We start from the raw sequence: 16,163 nt of genomic DNA on the forward strand, positions 1-16,163 counted from the left end.
GAGGCGATCGTGACCAGGGGTTTCCTACGCGGCGCGAACTCGGCGCGGCGGCGGATCGTTGGACCGGCGTGCCCGATGATGTGCCGATGGAGGTGGTGCGCCCGCTGGCGCTCTGGGCGGTGATCGCGGTGGCGGTGGTCCTGCTGCGGCGGCCGGTCGCGCGGCGGACCGGGTGGGCTCCGCTGCCGGCGCTGGCGCTGCTCGCGTGGACGGGCCTCGTGCTGGCGATCACGCTGCCGGCGGACGTCGCGCCGGGCGCGGGCGGCCGGCTGGAGCACTGCGTCGCGACCCCGGTGTCCGACATCGCCTGGTCGCTGCGCGTCTTCGGGTCGCGCGGCCTGGAGGACGTCATGAATGTGGCGTTATGGATACCTTTGGGTTTCCTCGGCGTCCTGCTGACGGGCCGCCCCGCCGCCGCGACCGCAGCCTTCTCGGCGGGGTTCGTTCTGGTCGAGTTCTTGCAAACTCTCGATCCGGGCCGCGAATGCGATCCCGGCGACATGGCGTACAACTCGCTCGGCGTGGCCGCGGGAGCCCTTGCGGCGTCGGCGTTCCTGCGCGTCCGGGCGCTCGTGGCCGACCGGTCCGCGAGGTGACGAAACCCCTCCCGGCTGTCGCGCCATCGCATCGCATTGCATAGCGTGACGTTGCGTGAAGGCAATCCGACGATTCACGGTCCGCACCGTCCTTCCAGAGCCGCTCCGGCAGCTCGAGGAGCTCGTCCTCAATCTGCGCTGGTCGTGGCACCACGAGACGCTTGACCTGTTCCGCGCCGTGGACCCTGCGCTGTGGGAGGCCGTCCACCACGACCCGGTCCGGCTGCTCGGCGAGGTCGCGCCCGAACGGCTGGCGCAGCTCGCCGAGGACCGGCGCTTCCTCCGCCGGCTCCAGGACACGGCCGAGGACCTGCACGAGTACCTGACCGCACCGCGCTGGTACCAGTCGCTGACCGGCGCCCCGTCGTCCATCGCCTACTTCTCGCCGGAGTACGGGATCACCGCGGCGCTGCCGCAGTACTCCGGCGGCCTCGGCATCCTGGCCGGCGACCACCTGAAGACCGCCAGCGACCTCGGCGTGCCGATCATCGCGGTCGGCCTGCTGTACCGGCACGGGTACTTCTCCCAGTCGCTGTCGCCGGACGGCTGGCAGCTGGAGCGCTACCCGCCGATCGACCCCAACGGGCTGCCGCTGACGCTGCTGCGCGAAGCCGACGGCAGCCCGGTCCGCGTCGCGATCGGCCTGCCCCCGGCGGGGGGACGCGGCACCGGCGCCGGCGAGCAGGGCGGCGCCGGGAGCGGCGAGCTGCACGCGCAGGTGTGGCTGGCCAGGGTCGGCCGCGTCCCGCAACTGCTGCTGGACTCCGACATCGAGGACAACGACCCCGCCGCGCGCGACGTCACCGACCGGCTGTACGGCGGCGGCGGCGACCACCGGCTGCTGCAGGAGATGCTGCTCGGCATCGGCGGCGTCCGCGCCATCCGCGCGTACTGCCGCATCGCCGGGCACCCGGCCCCCGAGGTGTTCCACACCAACGAGGGCCACGCCGGGTTCCTCGGCCTGGAACGCATCCGCGAACTGGTGTCCGAGCACGCCCTGACGTTCGACGAGGCGCTGGAGGCGACGCGCGCGGGCACGGTGTTCACCACCCACACCCCGGTGCCGGCCGGCATCGACCGGTTCCCGCGCGACCTGATCGCCCGCTACTTCGGCGGCGCCAACGAGGACCCGTACGTCCCCGTCGAACGGGTCCTCGCGCTCGGCGCCGAGGACTATCCCGGCGGCGACCGCACGGTGTTCAACATGGCCGTCATGGGGATGCGGCTCGCGCAGCGCGTCAACGGCGTCAGCGAGCTGCACGGCGAGGTCAGCCGCGAGATGTTCGGCGGCCTGTGGGGCGGCTTCGACACCGCCGAGGTCCCGATCGGCTCCATCACCAACGGCGTGCACGCCGGCACCTGGGTGGCGCGGGAGGTCCTCGAGCTGGCCGCCCGCGAGATCCCGGCGCTGATGGCGTCCGGGCGCGGCTGGGAGGAGGTCCGCGACGTCCCCGAGAGCGAGATCTGGCGGATCCGCGGGCTGCTGCGCGAACGGCTCGTGCTGGACGCGCGGCGCCGGCTGCGCGAGTCGTGGCGGCAGCGCGGCGCCAGCGAGGCCGAGATCTCCTGGATCGACGACGCCCTCGACCCGAACGCGCTGACCTTCGGGTTCGCGCGGCGCGTCCCGTCCTACAAGCGGCTCACGCTGATGATGAGCGACCCCGACCGGCTGCGCCGGATCCTGCTCGACCCCGACCGCCCGGTGCAGATCGTCATCGCCGGGAAGGCGCACCCGGCCGACGAGGGCGGCAAGCGGCTCATCCAGGAGATCGTCCGGTTCACCGGCGAGGAGGACGTCCGGCACCGCATCGTGTTCCTGCCCGACTACGACATGGCGCTCGGGCGGCTCATGGTGCAGGGCTGCGACGTGTGGATGAACAACCCGCTGCGGCCGCTGGAGGCGTGCGGCACGTCCGGGATGAAGGCGGCCCTGAACGGCGGGCTGAACCTGTCCATCCGGGACGGCTGGTGGGACGAGTGGTACGACGGCCAGAACGGCTGGGCGATCCCGTCCGCCGACGGCCTGGCCGCCCCCGACCGGCGGGACGCGCTGGAGGCCGCCGCGCTGTACGAGCTGATCGAGGACCACGTCGCGGTCACCTTCTACGACCGCGACTCGGCCGGCCTGCCGCGCCGCTGGCTGGAGATGGTCAAGCACACCATCGCCACGCTCGGCCCGAAGGTGCTGGCGAGCCGGATGGTCCGCGACTACGTGCAGGACCTGTACACGCCGGCCGCCGCGTCGGAACGCGAGATGGTCGCCGACAAGTACGCGGGCGCCCGCGCGCTGGCCGGCTGGAAGCAGCGGGTCGCCAAGGCGTGGCCGGGCGTCGCCGTCGAGCACGTGGAGTCCAACGGCGGGGAGAGCCCGCAGGTCGGCGCGCGGCTCACGGTGAAGGTCGTCGTCGCGCTCGGCGGCCTCGATCCCGACGACGTCGCCGTCGAGGCCGCCTACGGCCGCGTCGACGACGCCGACGCGCTGATCGACCCGGCGTACGTGGAGCTGGGCGGCGCCGAGCCGGCGGGCGACGGGCGGCTGCGCTACACCGGCGAGGTCCCGCTCGGGCGCAGCGGCGCGTTCGGGTACGGCGTCCGGGTCGTCCCGAACCATCCGATGCTGTCCGGACGGGCCGAGATGGGGCTGGTGGCGCTGCCGCCCGCGCCGCCCGGCATGACGAACGGCGACCTGCGCTAGGCGGCGGCGTCGTCGTCCTCGTCGTCGGGTGGCGGGTCGGGCAGCCGCCACCCGGCGACGAGGACGGGCAGCAGCATGTGCGTCTCGAACAGCGCGACCACGCCCACCACGACGGCCGCCATCGGGACGCGGTCGGTGCCGCTCGCCATCACCGCGACCACCACGGCGACGAGCACCCCGAGCATGATCCGGTGCGCGGCGGTGAAGGCGCGCAGCCGGTCGGCGACCTGCCGCTCGTCCAGCCGGTGCTCGGCCAGCGACATCGTCCCGCGGGTGGCGATGTTCAGCAGCGCCACCACCGGCAGCGTGACCACCACCGACACGGCCAGCAGCGTGATCGTCACGACCATGGCGGTGTCGCTCGGCGCCAGGTGCCACGACACGACCGTGCCCGCCCAGATCATGGCGAGCCCCGCCAGGCCGGCCGCGGCGAGCCCGCGCCGCCGGCGCCGGGTCGTGTACCAGGACGGCAGCACGTCCGACTGCAGCACCTCTTCCCGGTGGCGCGACCACCGTTCCCACATTCCGCGAGCTCCTCTTTCCGGGACGGGCATCAGGCGCTCCCCAGCCGGGGGAACGGCGCCAGCGAGAACACGACCTCGACCGGCACCTCGAAGAACGCGGCGATCCGCAGCGCGAGGTGCAGGCTCGGGCTGTACTCGCCGCGCTCCAGGTAGCCGATCGTCTGGTAGTGGACGCCCAGCGCCGTCGCCAGCTCGCGGCGCGACACGCCGCGTTCGGCGCGCAGCACCGCGATCCGGTTGTGGACGTGCTCCTTGTCCGCCCTGCCGCCCGCCCTGCCGTCCGCCACCGGCACAGTCTCCCGCACCCGTGGATCAGAACGCGCCCTGGGCGGCGCGGCGCTCCCGGCGCGCCGCCAGCCGCGCCCCGGACTCGCGCCGCGTCGCGCGCAGCAGCAGCCACGGCGCGACCAGCAGGCCCGCGACGGCCCACGCGCCGAGCATCCCCGCCGTCTCCAGCGGGCGCCAGCTCCCGCCGATCTCCCCGGCGAGCATCGCGTCCGGCAGGAACGCCGACCGGAGCCCGAGCCCCTCCCAGTACAGCGGGAACGCCTGGGCGATCCACTGCACCTGCGCCGGCAGCGACGTCACCGGGAACAGCACCCCGGACACGACCATCAGCCCCATCACCGGCAGCGACAGGATGCTCGCGGCGTTGCGCGGCCCCGGCAGCAGCGTGCCGAGCGCCGCGCCGAAGGGGACGACCGCGAGGGTCCCGAGCGCCAGCACCCACAGCAGCGTCAGCCACCGGCCCGGGTCGGACGGCAGGTCGAGGCCCGCGAAGGCCACGCCCGCCACCAGCATCAGCACCACGTACGTGACGATCTGCAGCAGCACCGAGACGGCCCGCCCGACCAGGTAGGCGGCGACGCCGCCGGGCACGGTGCGCAGGCGCAGCAGCGTGCCCTCCTCCCGGTCCGCCGCGATCATCATGGCGAGGTTCATCAGCCCGGTCGAGAACACGCAGAACGCGACGAAGCCCGCCGCGAGCAGCACGGCCTCCGACACGCGCGTCCCCTCCGCGTCGTGGCCGCCCTGCCAGCGCACCATCAGCACGAAGACGCCGACCGTCCCGGCCAGCCCGGTGAGCAGCTCCCGCCGGTTCCGCAGGGAGTGCACGTGCTCCGCCCAGCCCCGCCGGGCCCCGATCCCGATCACCCTGGCGTTCACGCCGCCGTCCTCTCCTCGACCTCGACCGCGGCCGCGGCCTCCGCGCCGGCGCCCGCCTCCACGCCGGCGTCCGCGCCGGCGACCAGGTTCAGGTAGCTCTGCTCCAGCGTCGGCCGCCGGATCTCCAGGCCCGGGACCGGGCCGCCGAACCGCCGGTGCAGCTCGTACGCCAGCCGCGACGGGTCCGGCGTGCGCTCGGTGCGGGGCGCGCCGTCCTCCAGCCACCGCACCTCCGACGCGGCCTGCACGATCGACGCCAGCCCGGACGGGGTGCCGCTCACCGTGACCTCGCCCCGCACGAGGATCGCGATCCGGTCCGCGAGCCGCTCGGCCTCGGCGAGGTCGTGCGTGGTCAGCAGGATCGTCATGCCGTCCTCGCGGGCGAGCCGCCCGACCAGCTCGTGGAACTCGCGGCGCGCCTGCGGGTCGAACCCGGCCGTGGGCTCGTCGAGGAACAGCACCTCGGGGCGGCCCACGATGCCGAGCGCGACGTCCAGCCGGCGGCGCTGCCCGCCCGACAGCCGCGCGACCATCTGCCCGGCCTGCGCCGTCAGTCCCATGACCGCCAGCAGCTCGTCGGGGTCGCGCGGCCGGTCGTAGAAGCCCGCGATGTGCGCCAGCAGCTGCCGGACGCCCCACCGCGGGTGGTCCTGCCAGTCCTGCAGGACGATCCCGAGCCGCGCCCGCCACGCCGCGCCGCCCGTGCCGGGATCCTCGCCGAGCACCCGCGCCTCGCCGGACGACCGGCGCCTGAACCCCTCCAGGATCTCGATGGTCGTGGTCTTGCCCGCGCCGTTCGGGCCGAGCAGCGCGGCCACCTCGCCCGCGCGGACCTCCAGGTCCACGCCGCGCAGCACCTCGGTGCGGCCGTAGCGCATCCGCAGGTCGCGCGTCCGGATCACCGGCTCGTCCATGCGCCCCCCGTTCGTATGGAAACTTCGTTCGTTGATAGTAGAAGTACTACATCTCATCGCAGAGCCGCAAGACGGGGAACCTGGCAGGATGGAGCCGTGCGCGCACCAGCCCCCGCCCGGGACCGCGCCGCGACCGCGCTCCGGTGGCCGCCGCGCGGCCGGTTCGCCGACGCGCTGCTGGCCGCCGCCTGCTTCGCCGTCCTGACCGTGATCGCCCTGATCGCGACCTACGCGCTGGGTCGCGGCACCATGTCGTTCTACGGCTGGGCGCTGCTGCTGATCGCCTGCGGCGCGCTGGCCTTCCGCCGCAGCCACCCCCGCACCGTCGCGCTCGTCACTTTCGTGGCCTGCGGCGTCTACTACCCGGTCACCTCACCGGACGGCCCGATCATCATGACCTTCGTCATCGCGCTCTACACCGCGGCGGTCGAAGGCCACATCGCGGCGGCGTCCGCGCTCGCCGCGGTGGCGATGGCCGCCACCCTCTACGGCAACGACACCGACAAGGTCAACCACCTCGCCGACGCCGCCACCTTCCTGCTCGCCGGCTGGTTCGTCGCCGTCATCGCCATCGGCGGCTTCGCCCGCAACCGGCGCGCCTACCTGCGCGAGGCCGAGCACCGCCTCGCCGCCGCCGAGCGCTCCCGCGAGGAGGAGGCCCGGCGCCGCGCCATCGAGGAGCGCCTCCGCATCGCCCGCGAACTGCACGACGCGCTCGGCCACAACATCTCGCTGATCCACGTCCAGGCCACTGCCGCGCTGCACGTCCTGCCCCGCGAGCCCGGCCGCGCCGAGGACGCGCTCGCCGCGATCAAGGACGCCAGCAAGGACACCCTCCGCGAACTGCGCGCGACCCTCGGCGTGCTCCGCCAGGTCGACGCCCCCTCGGCGGACGCCCGGCCCGGTCTCGCCCGGCTGGACGATCTGACCGGCGGCATCACCGCCGCCGGCCTCACCGTCCGCACCGAGACCGAGGGCACCCCCCGCCCGCTGCTTCCCGCCGCCGACCACGCCGCGTACCGCATCGTCCAGGAGGCCCTCACCAACGTGACCCGCCACTCCGGCGCGGCGTCCGCCGTCGTCCGCGTCCGCTACGGCGCCGGGGACGTCACCGTGACCGTGGACGACGACGGCGCCGGCGCCGCGTCCGCCCCGGGTGAAGGCAGCGGCATCCGCGGCATGCGCGACCGCGCCGAGACCCTGGGCGGCACCCTGGAAGCCGGCCCCCGTGCCACCGGCGGCTTCCGGGTCCAGGCCCGCCTGCCCGGCTGAGGTCCCGGTCAGTTCTGCCGGGCGTAGAGGTGGAGTGCGAGCGGCGCGCACACCGCGGTGAGGACGGCCGTCGCGACGAGCGACCAGGCGACGGGACCGCCGGTCCCGCCCGTGTCGTTCATCAGGGCGCGGGCCGCGGTCGCGACGTGGCTGAGCGGGTTGACGTCGACGAAGGCCCGGAGCCAGCCGGGCATCGTCCCGGGCTCGACGAAGATGTTGCTGGCGAACGAGAGCGGCATGAGCACGATGTTGGCGATGCTGATGACGACCGCCGGGTCGCGCGTGAGCAGGGCGACCACCGCCCACAGCAGCGACAGCGACAGCCCGAACGCGACGATCAGGGCCACCGCCGCCAGCACGCCCACCGCGCCGCCGCCGGGCCGGTACCCCATGACCAGTCCCAGCCCCACCACGATGGCGGAGGCGAACAGGTAGCGGACGGCGTCGCTCAGCAGACCGCCGAGCACGAACGCGCCGCGCCATACCGGCAGCGACCGGAAGCGGTCGAAGGCCCCCGTCGTCACGTCCTGCGCCAGGCGGGCACCGCCGTACATGGTGACGATGGCGATGCTCATGCTGAGCGTGCCGGGCAGCAGGAGCTTGAGGTAGCTGCCGGACGAGCCGCTGATGGCGCCGCCGAACAGGTACGTGAACAGCACCGTGAACAGGACCGGGATCGCGATCGAGTCCACCAGCTGCTTCGGGTCGTGTTTGAGCTTCAGCATGGCGCGCCGCCCGAACGTCGCGGACGCGGCGAGCGCCCCGGCGCGGCGGCGGGGTCCGCCCCCTTTCAGCAGTACGTCGATCGGGTCGGTTTTCGCGGGGGCGACGGCCTGAGCGCTCATGCGCTCACCTCCTCGTGATCGGTGGTGCGGCCGGTCAGGGCGAGGAACGCCTCGTCCAGGCTGGGCTGGCCGAGCGCGACCTCGGCGACCCCCACGCGGGCGTCGGCGAGCAGCGTCATGGCGCGCCCGACCAGCCGCGCCGTGTCGCTCGCCCCGGTGACGAGCATCGACAGGGCGAGCGGGTCGGCCGCGAGGCGCACGGTCCCGTCCAGGGCGCCGGCCAGGACGTCCCGCGCCCGGGCGCGCTGCCCGCCGTCGAGCAGCCGGACGTGCAGGGTGCCCGTGCCGACCCGCGCCTTGAGCTGGGCACTGGTGCCCTCGGCGACGATCCGGCCGTGGTCGATGACGGCGATCTGGTCCGCGAGCTGGTCGGCCTCTTCGAGGTACTGGGTCGTGAGCAGCACCGTCGTGCCCGCGTCGGCGATCCGGCGGACCGTCTCCCACACCCGGCCCCGGCTGCGCGGGTCGAGCCCCGTCGTCGGCTCGTCCAGGAACAGCAGGTCGGGCGGCACGATCAGGCCCGCCGCGATGTCCAGCCTGCGGCGCATCCCGCCCGAGTAGCCGCCGACCGGGCGGTCGGCCGCGCCGGTCAGCTCGAAGGCGGTGAGCAGATCGTCGGCCCGCCCCCGGCAGGCCGCGCGGGAGAGGCCGTGCAGCCTGCCGAGGACGGTCAGGTTCTCGCGCCCGGTCAGATCCTCGTCCAGGGCGGCGAACTGGCCGGTCACCGCCACCCGGGCGCGGATCGCCTGCCGCTCGCGCACCAGGTCGTGCCCGAGAACACGGGCGGTGCCGCCGTCGGGCCGGGTCAGGGTGGCCAGGATCCGGATCGTCGTGGTCTTGCCCGCGCCGTTTGGGCCGAGGAACCCGAACACCTGACCGCGCCGGACGGTGAGGTCGATCCCGTCGAGCGCCCGGTTCCCGCCGTAGACCTTGACCAGGCCGCGCGCCTCGATCGCCGGGCCGTCCCCGCCCGCGCCGTTCTTTGACATGCTGTAAGAGTTGGCTATCTCTTACGGTTTGTCAAGGTTCTGTGCGGGCGGTGATATCTTCACCGGAATGGACGACAAGGCCGCCGCACCGGCCAGACCCCGGCGGTCCGACGCCCGGCGCAGCATCGACGCCATCCTCGAAGCGGCCCGCACCGTCCTCGGCGAGCGGTACGACGCGAGCATGGAGGAGATCGCCACCGCGGCCGGCGTCACCCGCCAGACCGTCTACGCGCACTTCCCGTCGCGCGACGCCCTGATCGCCGCCCTCATCGAGGCCGGGGCCGCCGAGTACTCCGCGCTGCTCGACGCCGCCGACCTCGACACCGCTCCGCCCGCCGACGCGCTCGCGAGGTTCCTCGACGCCGGCTGGCGGTTCCTGAGCCGCTACCCCCTGCTCCTCGACCCGACGCTCACCGGGATCCCGCGGCCGAAGACCAACGACCCCCACGACGTCGTCCCCCCGCGCCTCGAACGGCTCATCGGCCGGGGCCAGCGCGCGGGCGACTTCGACCCGGCGCTCTCCGCCGCCTGGCTCACCGCCGCCGTCATCGGGCTCCAGCACACCGCCGCCGCGGAACTCTCCGCAGGCCGCCTCACCGCCCAGGAAGCAGCGGCCCTCTGCCTCCAAAGCAGCCTCCGCCTCTGCGGCACCGGCAAGTAGCCGACCCCGCCCACCGGCGACCTCCCGGCCCGAGCCTCCAGCGCACTGCGCGCTTGAGGCGTCAGCCCGGCGAACAAGAACACCGGCTCACGGCGTCACCTCGAACCAGACGTTGGACGAACCGCTGCATCCCGGAAGGACGCCCCACCGATCTGCCAGCCCGGCCACCACCAGCAGCCCCCGTCCGAGCCGCCGTCGTCCTGGATCGCCACTCGCAGCCGGCCGGACGACACCAGCACCGTCACCCACACCCCGCCGCCCGGCTCGCCGCTGGCGCTGTACCGGACGGCGTTGGTGACGATCTCGCAGACCATCAGGTCCACGTCCCGCAGGTCGAAGCGGTCCGCCGAGCGGGACAACATCCGTCGAACCTGCGCCCGGACGACCCGCACGTCCAGCACCTCGGACGACGAGATGCGCTCGGTGCGCACCTCATCCCAGACGATCACCGCCCGGCCTCCGCGATCTGCCGGGCCGCCAGCAGCACCGAGGCCACCGGCATCCGGCACGTCGCGTCCCAGACGTAGGCCCACCCGCCGCCGTGCTCCTGGACGGCGAACACCGCCATTGACCGCCGCCGCGCCGCGACCGGAACCGAGAGCACCGGCTCGGCCGTCCCGTCCAGATACAGCACCGACCCCCGCCCCAGCCCGCGCAGCGCCCACATCAGCCGAACAAGCAGCCAAAGACGCTCCCTCGTCACGCCCCGCCGTGCATTTCCGACTCCCGGAAACGGGGATTTCGGTACATTGCTCACAGGTCCGACCTCCATTGTCGGGCCGAGGCCCCGGGACCGGTGTTCGCAGCACCGGCCGGGGCCGCCTTGTTCTGCATAGGGGACGAGAGGCGGCGATCTCTCCGTGCCCTGCGGCTTCGCAAGCGACCAACGTGCGTCCTCGCGGTCACGATGATCGGCAATTGAGCGGGACGTCTGAATACCGTTCGCAGGACGTCCGGGTCGTTTCCGGGTTGCATTGGGGGAACGTTCCATACGTCCGGTCGTTGTGGGCAACGACGCACTACGACAGGCCATGAGCAATGCGAGACTGACAGAGCAGGAACTCGCGGAAGCGTGTCAAGTGGATGTGAAGACGGTGGGTCGATGGGCGGCCGACGAGGGACGTATGCCGCATCCCCGGCACCGCTGGGCCGCATCGGACGTTCTTGGGGTGGAGGAGAGCATGCTCTGGCCTGATGCCGTCAGGAAGAACCTGAAGACCGGGGTGGACCGCGAGGTCATCGCGGTCTATCCCTACCGGTCCGCGTGTCCGAAGTCGGTCTGGCGCCGTCTCATCGGCGATGCCGACAAGGAGTTGACCTTCGCCGGTTACACGAACTATTTCCTGTGGCTGGAGATTCCCAACCTGCGGGCCGCGCTCCGCCGCAAGGCCGAGCGCGGTTGTCGCGTGCGCTTCCTGATCGGCGATCCGGACAGCGAGGTCACGCGCCGGCGTGAGGAACTCGAAGCCGTGCCGCTCACGGTCGGAACCCGCATCAAGATCACTTTGGACGAGTTGTCCAAACTGGCGGACTCGCCGGGGATCGAAGCGCGCCACAGCGATGATCACGTGGCCATGAGCGTCTTCGTGTTCGATGACGAAATGCTGGTGACGCCGCACCTGGCCCATCTGGTGGGGCATGACTCGCCGATGTTCCACATCCAGCGATGCCAGGAGGACGGGATGTTCGACCGATTCGCCGGCCATGTCGCCGAACTATGGAACGCCGGTCGCCCGGTAACGGACCCCGACAACCACTGACGGTGCGCCAAATAGACTTGTTTTTGACCACTTGAGGGCGCCCGCGCAGAGTCCCAGCGAGTTAACGCGGATCCTGCGCGAGGCGGCGCAAGGCTTCGCCTAGCAACCGGTCCAGAAAGGTGCGGTTGACCATGCAGAGGGACAAGGCGGCTATTGCTCACGTCACCTGGCGTAAGAGCAGTTACAGCAGCGGCAATGGCCAATGTGTCGAAGTCGCCTCCATAGGCGATGGCGTGGCGGTCAGGGATAGCAAGGACGCCGACGGGCCCGTGTTGACGGTCTCCATCGACGGCTGGGCCGCGGTTGCCCATACGATCAAGGCCGGCGTGTACGACCTTTAGTTCTGTGAGCGTGTGAGGACTTGCGCGGGGTAAGCGCCGGCTCGGATCCTGCGATCAGCTGTCGCCGTAGGCGAGGAAGGTGACGGTGGCGTCGCGGCCGATGCCGACCAGTGCGCAGTCGAGCGTGTGGCCGGTTACCGGGTTGGAGCCGAAGGTGTCGTTGAATTCGCCGTGCTCCCAGTTCCACGCCTCGTAGTGCACGTTGGTCCACCACTGAGCGTCCGGCTGTAACAGCGAGACGAGGCGCTCGGACGGTGGTCGCGCGGTCTCCGGAGTCCATGGTCCTGTGGGGCCGCCATAGGCCATGTCTTGAGTGGAGATGTGCACCAGGAAGGCCGGCATCTGTTCTGCGGTGGCCGGTACGGCGCTCAACGCCCTGGTGATCTCATCCAGCGTGGAAGTTGCGAAGTTCACGAAAGGGCCTCTGTCGAATGCGGGGTCGAAGAGGACCGGGTGCAGGAGTTCGGCCGGGGTGAGGGTGGGGTCGTCACCGACGTGGATGCGCAGAAAATCGTCGCCGTCGGTGATGAGGGGAGCGAGCAACTCGCGGATCTGGATTTGCGTGTTCAGTTCAAGCCTCGGCGGTCACTGCAGGGCTGATGCGTTCTCGCATCGTGGGATGACCGGCGGGTGACCTGCGGCACCGTCGTGGGCCCGGCGCTGGCGGGCTGGGCAACGAAATGACACCCGACTTGGCCCACGATGATGGCATCCCAGCAGGCGCGAGCCGTTGACCTGTTGGTTTGTTGATGTAGGCGTGCGGATCTGCACACTGAGAAAATTCCAACCTGAGTCCGCAGGTCACGGGCCGGTTGCGTCCCGCGCGGCGTGAGCGACGACAAGAGAGCTCCTGGTAGATCGAGACTTGCGACGATCTTGACCACCAGGAGCTCCGATGCTGTTCTATCGCGCTGCCCTCGATCTGTCTCGCTCGGCCCGCAGGTTCGTGGCCGATCTGATCCGCAGGCATCGGCGCCGGGTCGGGTCACGCTGGCGGCGGTTGCCGCCAGGCCGCCAAGCGCTGCTGGTCCTGGTGCACCTGCGCCGCAACGAGACCTTCGCCGGCCTGGCGGCGGCGTTCGGCGTCGGTGCCGCGACCGCGCACCGCTACGTCACCGAGGTGATCGAACTGCTCGCCGACCTGGCTCCCGACCTGCGGCAGGCCATGCGGATCGCACAGGGCAAGGCGTACGTCATCCTGGACGGCACGCTGGTGGCCACCGACCGGCTGTCGGGCGCAGGCGCCCGGCTCCACTACTCAGGCAAACACCGCCGCCATGGCGTGAACGTCCAGTTCCTCACCGATCCGCACGGCGAACTGATCTGGGCGTCGCCGGCCCTACCGGGGTCCACCCACGATCTGACCGCAGCCCGCGAGCACGGCATCATCGACGCTCTGACGGACCGGGCGATCGCCTGCTCCGCCGACAGGGGGTTCCTCGGCGCCGGCGGCGCGGTCGGTACCCCCTACAAGCGCAAGAAGCATCGCAAGCTGGGAAACGTAAGAAGCTGTTCAACCGGCACCACGCCAAGGTCCGCGCCTTGGGCGAGCGAGGCGCCGCTGCTCTCAAGGGCTGGCACATCTTGCGGAAGGCCCGCTGCTCACCCAGCCGCCTAACCGCCATCGTGCAGGCCATCCTCACCCTCCATCACCAGGACCGATGAGGATGGAATCAGCTCACTAATCGTGGGCTGGCGGGCTCGGGGAGCGCGTGTGCGCGGTTGGCGGTTGTGATGCGCTGGGGATTTACACGATCATTGCTGCCCATGTCCGCATTCGACCCTCCCGAAGGCCTGAGTGGTCGTCTGATCACGCCGGAACTCTCGGTGTTCGATGACTCACCTCCAACCGAGCCGGTGTTGTGGATCACCGACGACCTGCTGGATGTGGATGAGGCGGGTCGGCTCTGGGCCAGTCTTCTTCGTCACCATCGCGAGACCGGCCAGTGGCCGCTACTGCTGGGGGCCCGCGATCGCAGTGGCAGGCCGTGGCACACGGGCGAGCTCAACAACCCTCTCGCGCAGGGCAGGGTGGAGGGGGTCGACGTAGAGGCCTATCTCGCCGAAGAATGGACCGAGGCGTTCGACGACGAGGAGCCCTCCCCCTTCGACGCGTGGCCCGGCCCGGCTCCTGCGAGTGAGCCTGGACCCGACCCCGATCAGTGGGCCGTCGAGGTGGCGACCAGCCCGTCCGGTATCCGCGACATGCTCACCTGGCTCGACCAGGGTCCCTATCTCGGCCTCGTGCACGCCCGCGACGGCGCCGAGGCCGTCCTCGCGTCCGGCTGGCCGGCGGACGTGATCCACGAGGCGCTCACCGCGGTGCTGCGCACCTGGCAGGAGCGGTACGGCGTGCGCGTCTGCTCCCTTGGCGGCGCCAGCCTCAACGTCACCGTCGCCTGGCCGCCCCAGAGCCTCGAACACGCCCGCCGCGTCGCCGCCGAGCACCACGCCTTCTGCCCCGATCTCAGACAAGAGTTCTTCGACTTCGAGGAGTATGCGGAGGCCATCGTGGGCGCCCCGGTCTGGTCATTCTGGTGGGACTGAAGTCGCCCTCTGACGTGCGGATGACGGCTTGGACTCGGCGCAGCCCGCCTACGCAACGCCTCGCACTGATCACCTGACCGGTCGGTGCACACTAAATTGAGCCAACTCCAGTCGTGGGATGACCGGCGGGTGAGCTGCGGCACCGTCGCGGGCTCGGCGCCGGCGGGCTGGGCAACGAAATGACAGTAACGAACGAGCGCGACCTCAGATGATCAAGGTTGCCTAGACCAGTCGATCATGAACTGGGTCGCGCTCGCATGCCATCTTCCCTGCTCGACAACCTCGTGCGCCACTGCCAGGACGTCGTCCTGCCCGGGAGGCCGGCGCCAGATGTCGTCGGCCTTCCCGTACTGGCCGAGGTGCTGGACCGGGTTCCTGACCAGCGCGATCGCTGGCCCAGGTCTGCCGATGGGCGCGCTCGTGCGATCCGGTGATCTGGGCCGCACTGGGGTTCACTCTCACCAGTGGCGGGCAGGCACGGCTGCCGGTGGCCACCACGCTTGGCCGGATCCTGGCCGGCGTGGACGGCGACGCCCTCGATGATGCCCTGGGCAGCTACCTCATCGCGCTCCTGAACAGCGAAGACATCGGGAACGGGCGCCCTGGACTGGCCGTGGACGGCAAATCGGTGCGTGGTGCCCGCCGCTCTGACGGGAACCGCCCGCACTTGGGCGCCGCCGCCACCCACGAGGGTGTCGTGCTCGCTCAGCGCCAAGTCGCCGCCAAGAGCGGCGAGACCAGCTGTTTCACCGACCTGCTGGGACCATTGAACCTGCACGGCACGGTGGTCACCGCCGACGCACTGCACACCGTCCGCGAGCACGCCGACTGGCTGGTGGAGCACAAGCACGCCGACTACATCATGGTCACAAAGGGGAATCAGAAACACCTCCACGCCCAGCTCAAGCGGCTGCCCTGGCGTGAGGTCCCGCTGGGCGAGCGGACCCGCGACCACAGCCACGGGCGGGACGAGATCCGCCGACTGAAGGTCTGCACCGTGAGCGGGCTGCTGTTCCCGCACGCCGCCCAGGCGATCCAGATCAAGCGCCGCCGCGCCAACATCGCGACCGGCAAGACCACCATCACCACCGTGTACGCGATCACCAGCCTGGCAGCCGAGCAGACCGGCCCGGCCGAACTGGCCCGCGACATCCGCGGCCACTGGCAGCTCGAGGCTCTGCACCACGTCCGCGACGTCACCTTCGCCGAAGACGCCTCCCGTGTCCGCACAGGTCAAGCACCACGTGTCATGGCCAGCCTGCGCAACCTGGCCATCGCCCTTCAACACGCAATGGGCTGGACCAACCACGCTGACCGCTGCCGCATAGCAACCGGTGTCCACGATCAAGGTGGAAGTCCCCGCGCCCTGACGACGCCTTTCAGCTACTCGGTCTCGCCATGTGAGAATGCATCAGCCCTGGGGGTCACTGGTTGGGGTTTGTGGGGGTGGGGGTTGATTCGCTTGGTCGTAGGCGTGTTGTGACGCTGACACGTCGCTGAGGTGTGCGATCGACCATTCCTCCAGCGCGCGCAGCGGCTCGCGCAGAGTGCGGCCCGCTTCGGTTAGCGCGTACTCGACGCGGACCGGGACCTCGGGGTGGACGGTGCGGCGCACGAGCCCGTCCCGTTCGAGCCCCCGGAGCGTCTGGGTGAGCATCTTCTGCGAGATGCCCTCAATGCGTCGGCGCAACTCCGAGAAGCGAACCTCGCCGTCCCAGAGGGCGCCCACTATGAGCACGGTCCAGCGATCGCCGATGCGATCCAGGATGCGGCGGGTCGGGCAGTCCGCGCGGTAGGGGCTGCCGTGGAGGACCGACTCGGCCGGGGTGGTTACCACCAAGTGCCTTCTTCC

At 71.4% G+C, this 16,163-nt stretch carries 18 protein-coding genes and 1 pseudogene; 9 read left to right on the forward strand and 10 right to left on the reverse strand.

What is annotated here, in order from left to right:
- Positions 1-86: 86 nt before the first annotated feature.
- Together ACA514_RS41505 and glgP are read left to right on the forward strand one after the other, a co-directional pair.
- Positions 87-596 carry a VanZ family protein gene (locus ACA514_RS41505; RefSeq protein ID WP_375046876.1) on the forward strand — a complete coding sequence of 170 codons (510 nt, stop codon included), beginning with the start codon at positions 87-89 and terminating at the stop codon, positions 594-596.
- Positions 597-651: 55 nt separating this feature from the next.
- Entirely contained in the window at positions 652-3,291 is a 2,640-nt protein-coding gene (glgP, locus tag ACA514_RS41510; RefSeq protein ID WP_375046878.1) for an alpha-glucan family phosphorylase, read from the forward strand.
- Here glgP and ACA514_RS41515 read toward each other — a convergent pair.
- Genes ACA514_RS41515 through ACA514_RS41530 form a run of 4 tightly spaced genes read right to left on the reverse strand, consistent with a single transcriptional unit; the run spans position 3,288 to position 5,896 of the window.
- Positions 3,288-3,815, reverse strand: coding sequence for a hypothetical protein (locus tag ACA514_RS41515; RefSeq protein WP_375046880.1), 528 nt, complete (start codon positions 3,813-3,815; stop codon positions 3,288-3,290). The two genes, glgP and ACA514_RS41515, sit on opposite strands and share 4 nt — an antisense overlap.
- A gap of 29 nt (positions 3,816-3,844) precedes the next feature.
- Entirely contained in the window at positions 3,845-4,120 is a 276-nt protein-coding gene (locus ACA514_RS41520; RefSeq protein ID WP_375046881.1) for a helix-turn-helix transcriptional regulator, read from the reverse strand.
- A 7-nt stretch (positions 4,121-4,127) separates the two neighbouring features.
- A complete protein-coding gene (locus ACA514_RS41525; RefSeq protein WP_375046882.1) occupies positions 4,128-4,982 on the reverse strand; it encodes an ABC transporter permease in 855 nt (284 codons plus the stop codon).
- Positions 4,979-5,896: an ABC transporter ATP-binding protein gene (locus tag ACA514_RS41530; RefSeq protein WP_375046883.1), complete on the reverse strand. Its 918-nt coding sequence runs from the start codon at positions 5,894-5,896 to the stop codon at positions 4,979-4,981. The genes ACA514_RS41525 and ACA514_RS41530 overlap by 4 nt, the downstream gene beginning before the upstream one ends.
- Before the next feature lie 96 nt (positions 5,897-5,992).
- On the opposite strand from ACA514_RS41530, the gene ACA514_RS41535 reads away from it, so the two are divergent.
- On the forward strand, positions 5,993-7,168 hold the full coding sequence (locus tag ACA514_RS41535; protein WP_375046886.1) for a sensor histidine kinase: 1,176 nt from the start codon (positions 5,993-5,995) through the stop codon (positions 7,166-7,168).
- Between the two features lie 8 nt (positions 7,169-7,176).
- On the opposite strand, the gene ACA514_RS41540 is transcribed toward ACA514_RS41535, so the two are convergent.
- Positions 7,177-8,013 (reverse strand): ABC transporter permease, encoded by an 837-nt coding sequence (locus tag ACA514_RS41540; protein WP_375046888.1) that lies wholly within the window; start codon positions 8,011-8,013, stop codon positions 7,177-7,179.
- Positions 8,010-9,002: an ATP-binding cassette domain-containing protein gene (locus ACA514_RS41545; protein WP_375046890.1), complete on the reverse strand. Its 993-nt coding sequence runs from the start codon at positions 9,000-9,002 to the stop codon at positions 8,010-8,012. Before ACA514_RS41545 ends, ACA514_RS41540 begins: the two co-directional genes overlap by 4 nt.
- 67 nt (positions 9,003-9,069) lie before the next feature.
- On the opposite strand from ACA514_RS41545, the gene ACA514_RS41550 reads away from it, so the two are divergent.
- Positions 9,070-9,663, forward strand: coding sequence for a TetR/AcrR family transcriptional regulator (locus tag ACA514_RS41550; protein WP_375046891.1), 594 nt, complete (start codon positions 9,070-9,072; stop codon positions 9,661-9,663).
- A 95-nt stretch (positions 9,664-9,758) separates the two neighbouring features.
- Here the strand turns inward: ACA514_RS41550 and ACA514_RS41555 are convergent, their stop codons facing one another.
- On the reverse strand, positions 9,759-10,112 hold the full coding sequence (locus ACA514_RS41555; protein ID WP_375046893.1) for an ATP-binding protein: 354 nt from the start codon (positions 10,110-10,112) through the stop codon (positions 9,759-9,761).
- Entirely contained in the window at positions 10,109-10,330 is a 222-nt protein-coding gene (locus ACA514_RS41560; RefSeq protein ID WP_375046895.1) for a hypothetical protein, read from the reverse strand. Before ACA514_RS41560 ends, ACA514_RS41555 begins: the two co-directional genes overlap by 4 nt.
- A 364-nt stretch (positions 10,331-10,694) precedes the next feature.
- On the opposite strand from ACA514_RS41560, the gene ACA514_RS41565 reads away from it, so the two are divergent.
- Positions 10,695-11,423 (forward strand): XRE family transcriptional regulator, encoded by a 729-nt coding sequence (locus ACA514_RS41565; RefSeq protein WP_375046897.1) that lies wholly within the window; start codon positions 10,695-10,697, stop codon positions 11,421-11,423.
- Positions 11,424-11,554: 131 nt separating this feature from the next.
- Complete coding sequence (locus ACA514_RS41570; RefSeq protein ID WP_375046899.1) at positions 11,555-11,764, forward strand: DUF397 domain-containing protein; 210 nt, start codon at positions 11,555-11,557, stop codon at positions 11,762-11,764.
- Positions 11,765-11,818: 54 nt separating this feature from the next.
- On the opposite strand, the gene ACA514_RS41575 is transcribed toward ACA514_RS41570, so the two are convergent.
- Entirely contained in the window at positions 11,819-12,307 is a 489-nt protein-coding gene (locus tag ACA514_RS41575) for a hypothetical protein (RefSeq protein WP_375046901.1), read from the reverse strand.
- A gap of 352 nt (positions 12,308-12,659) precedes the next feature.
- Here ACA514_RS41575 and ACA514_RS41580 point away from each other — a divergent pair.
- From ACA514_RS41580 to ACA514_RS41590, 3 genes and pseudogenes are all read left to right on the forward strand, one after another.
- Positions 12,660-13,429, forward strand: a pseudogene (locus ACA514_RS41580) (transposase family protein).
- A gap of 102 nt (positions 13,430-13,531) precedes the next feature.
- A complete protein-coding gene (locus ACA514_RS41585) occupies positions 13,532-14,311 on the forward strand; it encodes a DUF4253 domain-containing protein (RefSeq protein WP_375046903.1) in 780 nt (259 codons plus the stop codon).
- A gap of 430 nt (positions 14,312-14,741) precedes the next feature.
- Entirely contained in the window at positions 14,742-15,794 is a 1,053-nt protein-coding gene (locus ACA514_RS41590; RefSeq protein WP_375046905.1) for an ISAs1 family transposase, read from the forward strand.
- Here the strand turns inward: ACA514_RS41590 and ACA514_RS41595 are convergent.
- Positions 15,723-16,148, reverse strand: coding sequence for a winged helix-turn-helix transcriptional regulator (locus ACA514_RS41595; protein WP_375046907.1), 426 nt, complete (start codon positions 16,146-16,148; stop codon positions 15,723-15,725). The two genes, ACA514_RS41590 and ACA514_RS41595, sit on opposite strands and share 72 nt — an antisense overlap.
- Positions 16,149-16,163: the final 15 nt, after the last annotated feature.

The organism is Actinomadura sp. NTSP31 (genome assembly GCF_041951385.1).
GTDB lineage: Bacteria > Actinomycetota > Actinomycetes > Streptosporangiales > Streptosporangiaceae > Spirillospora > Spirillospora napierensis.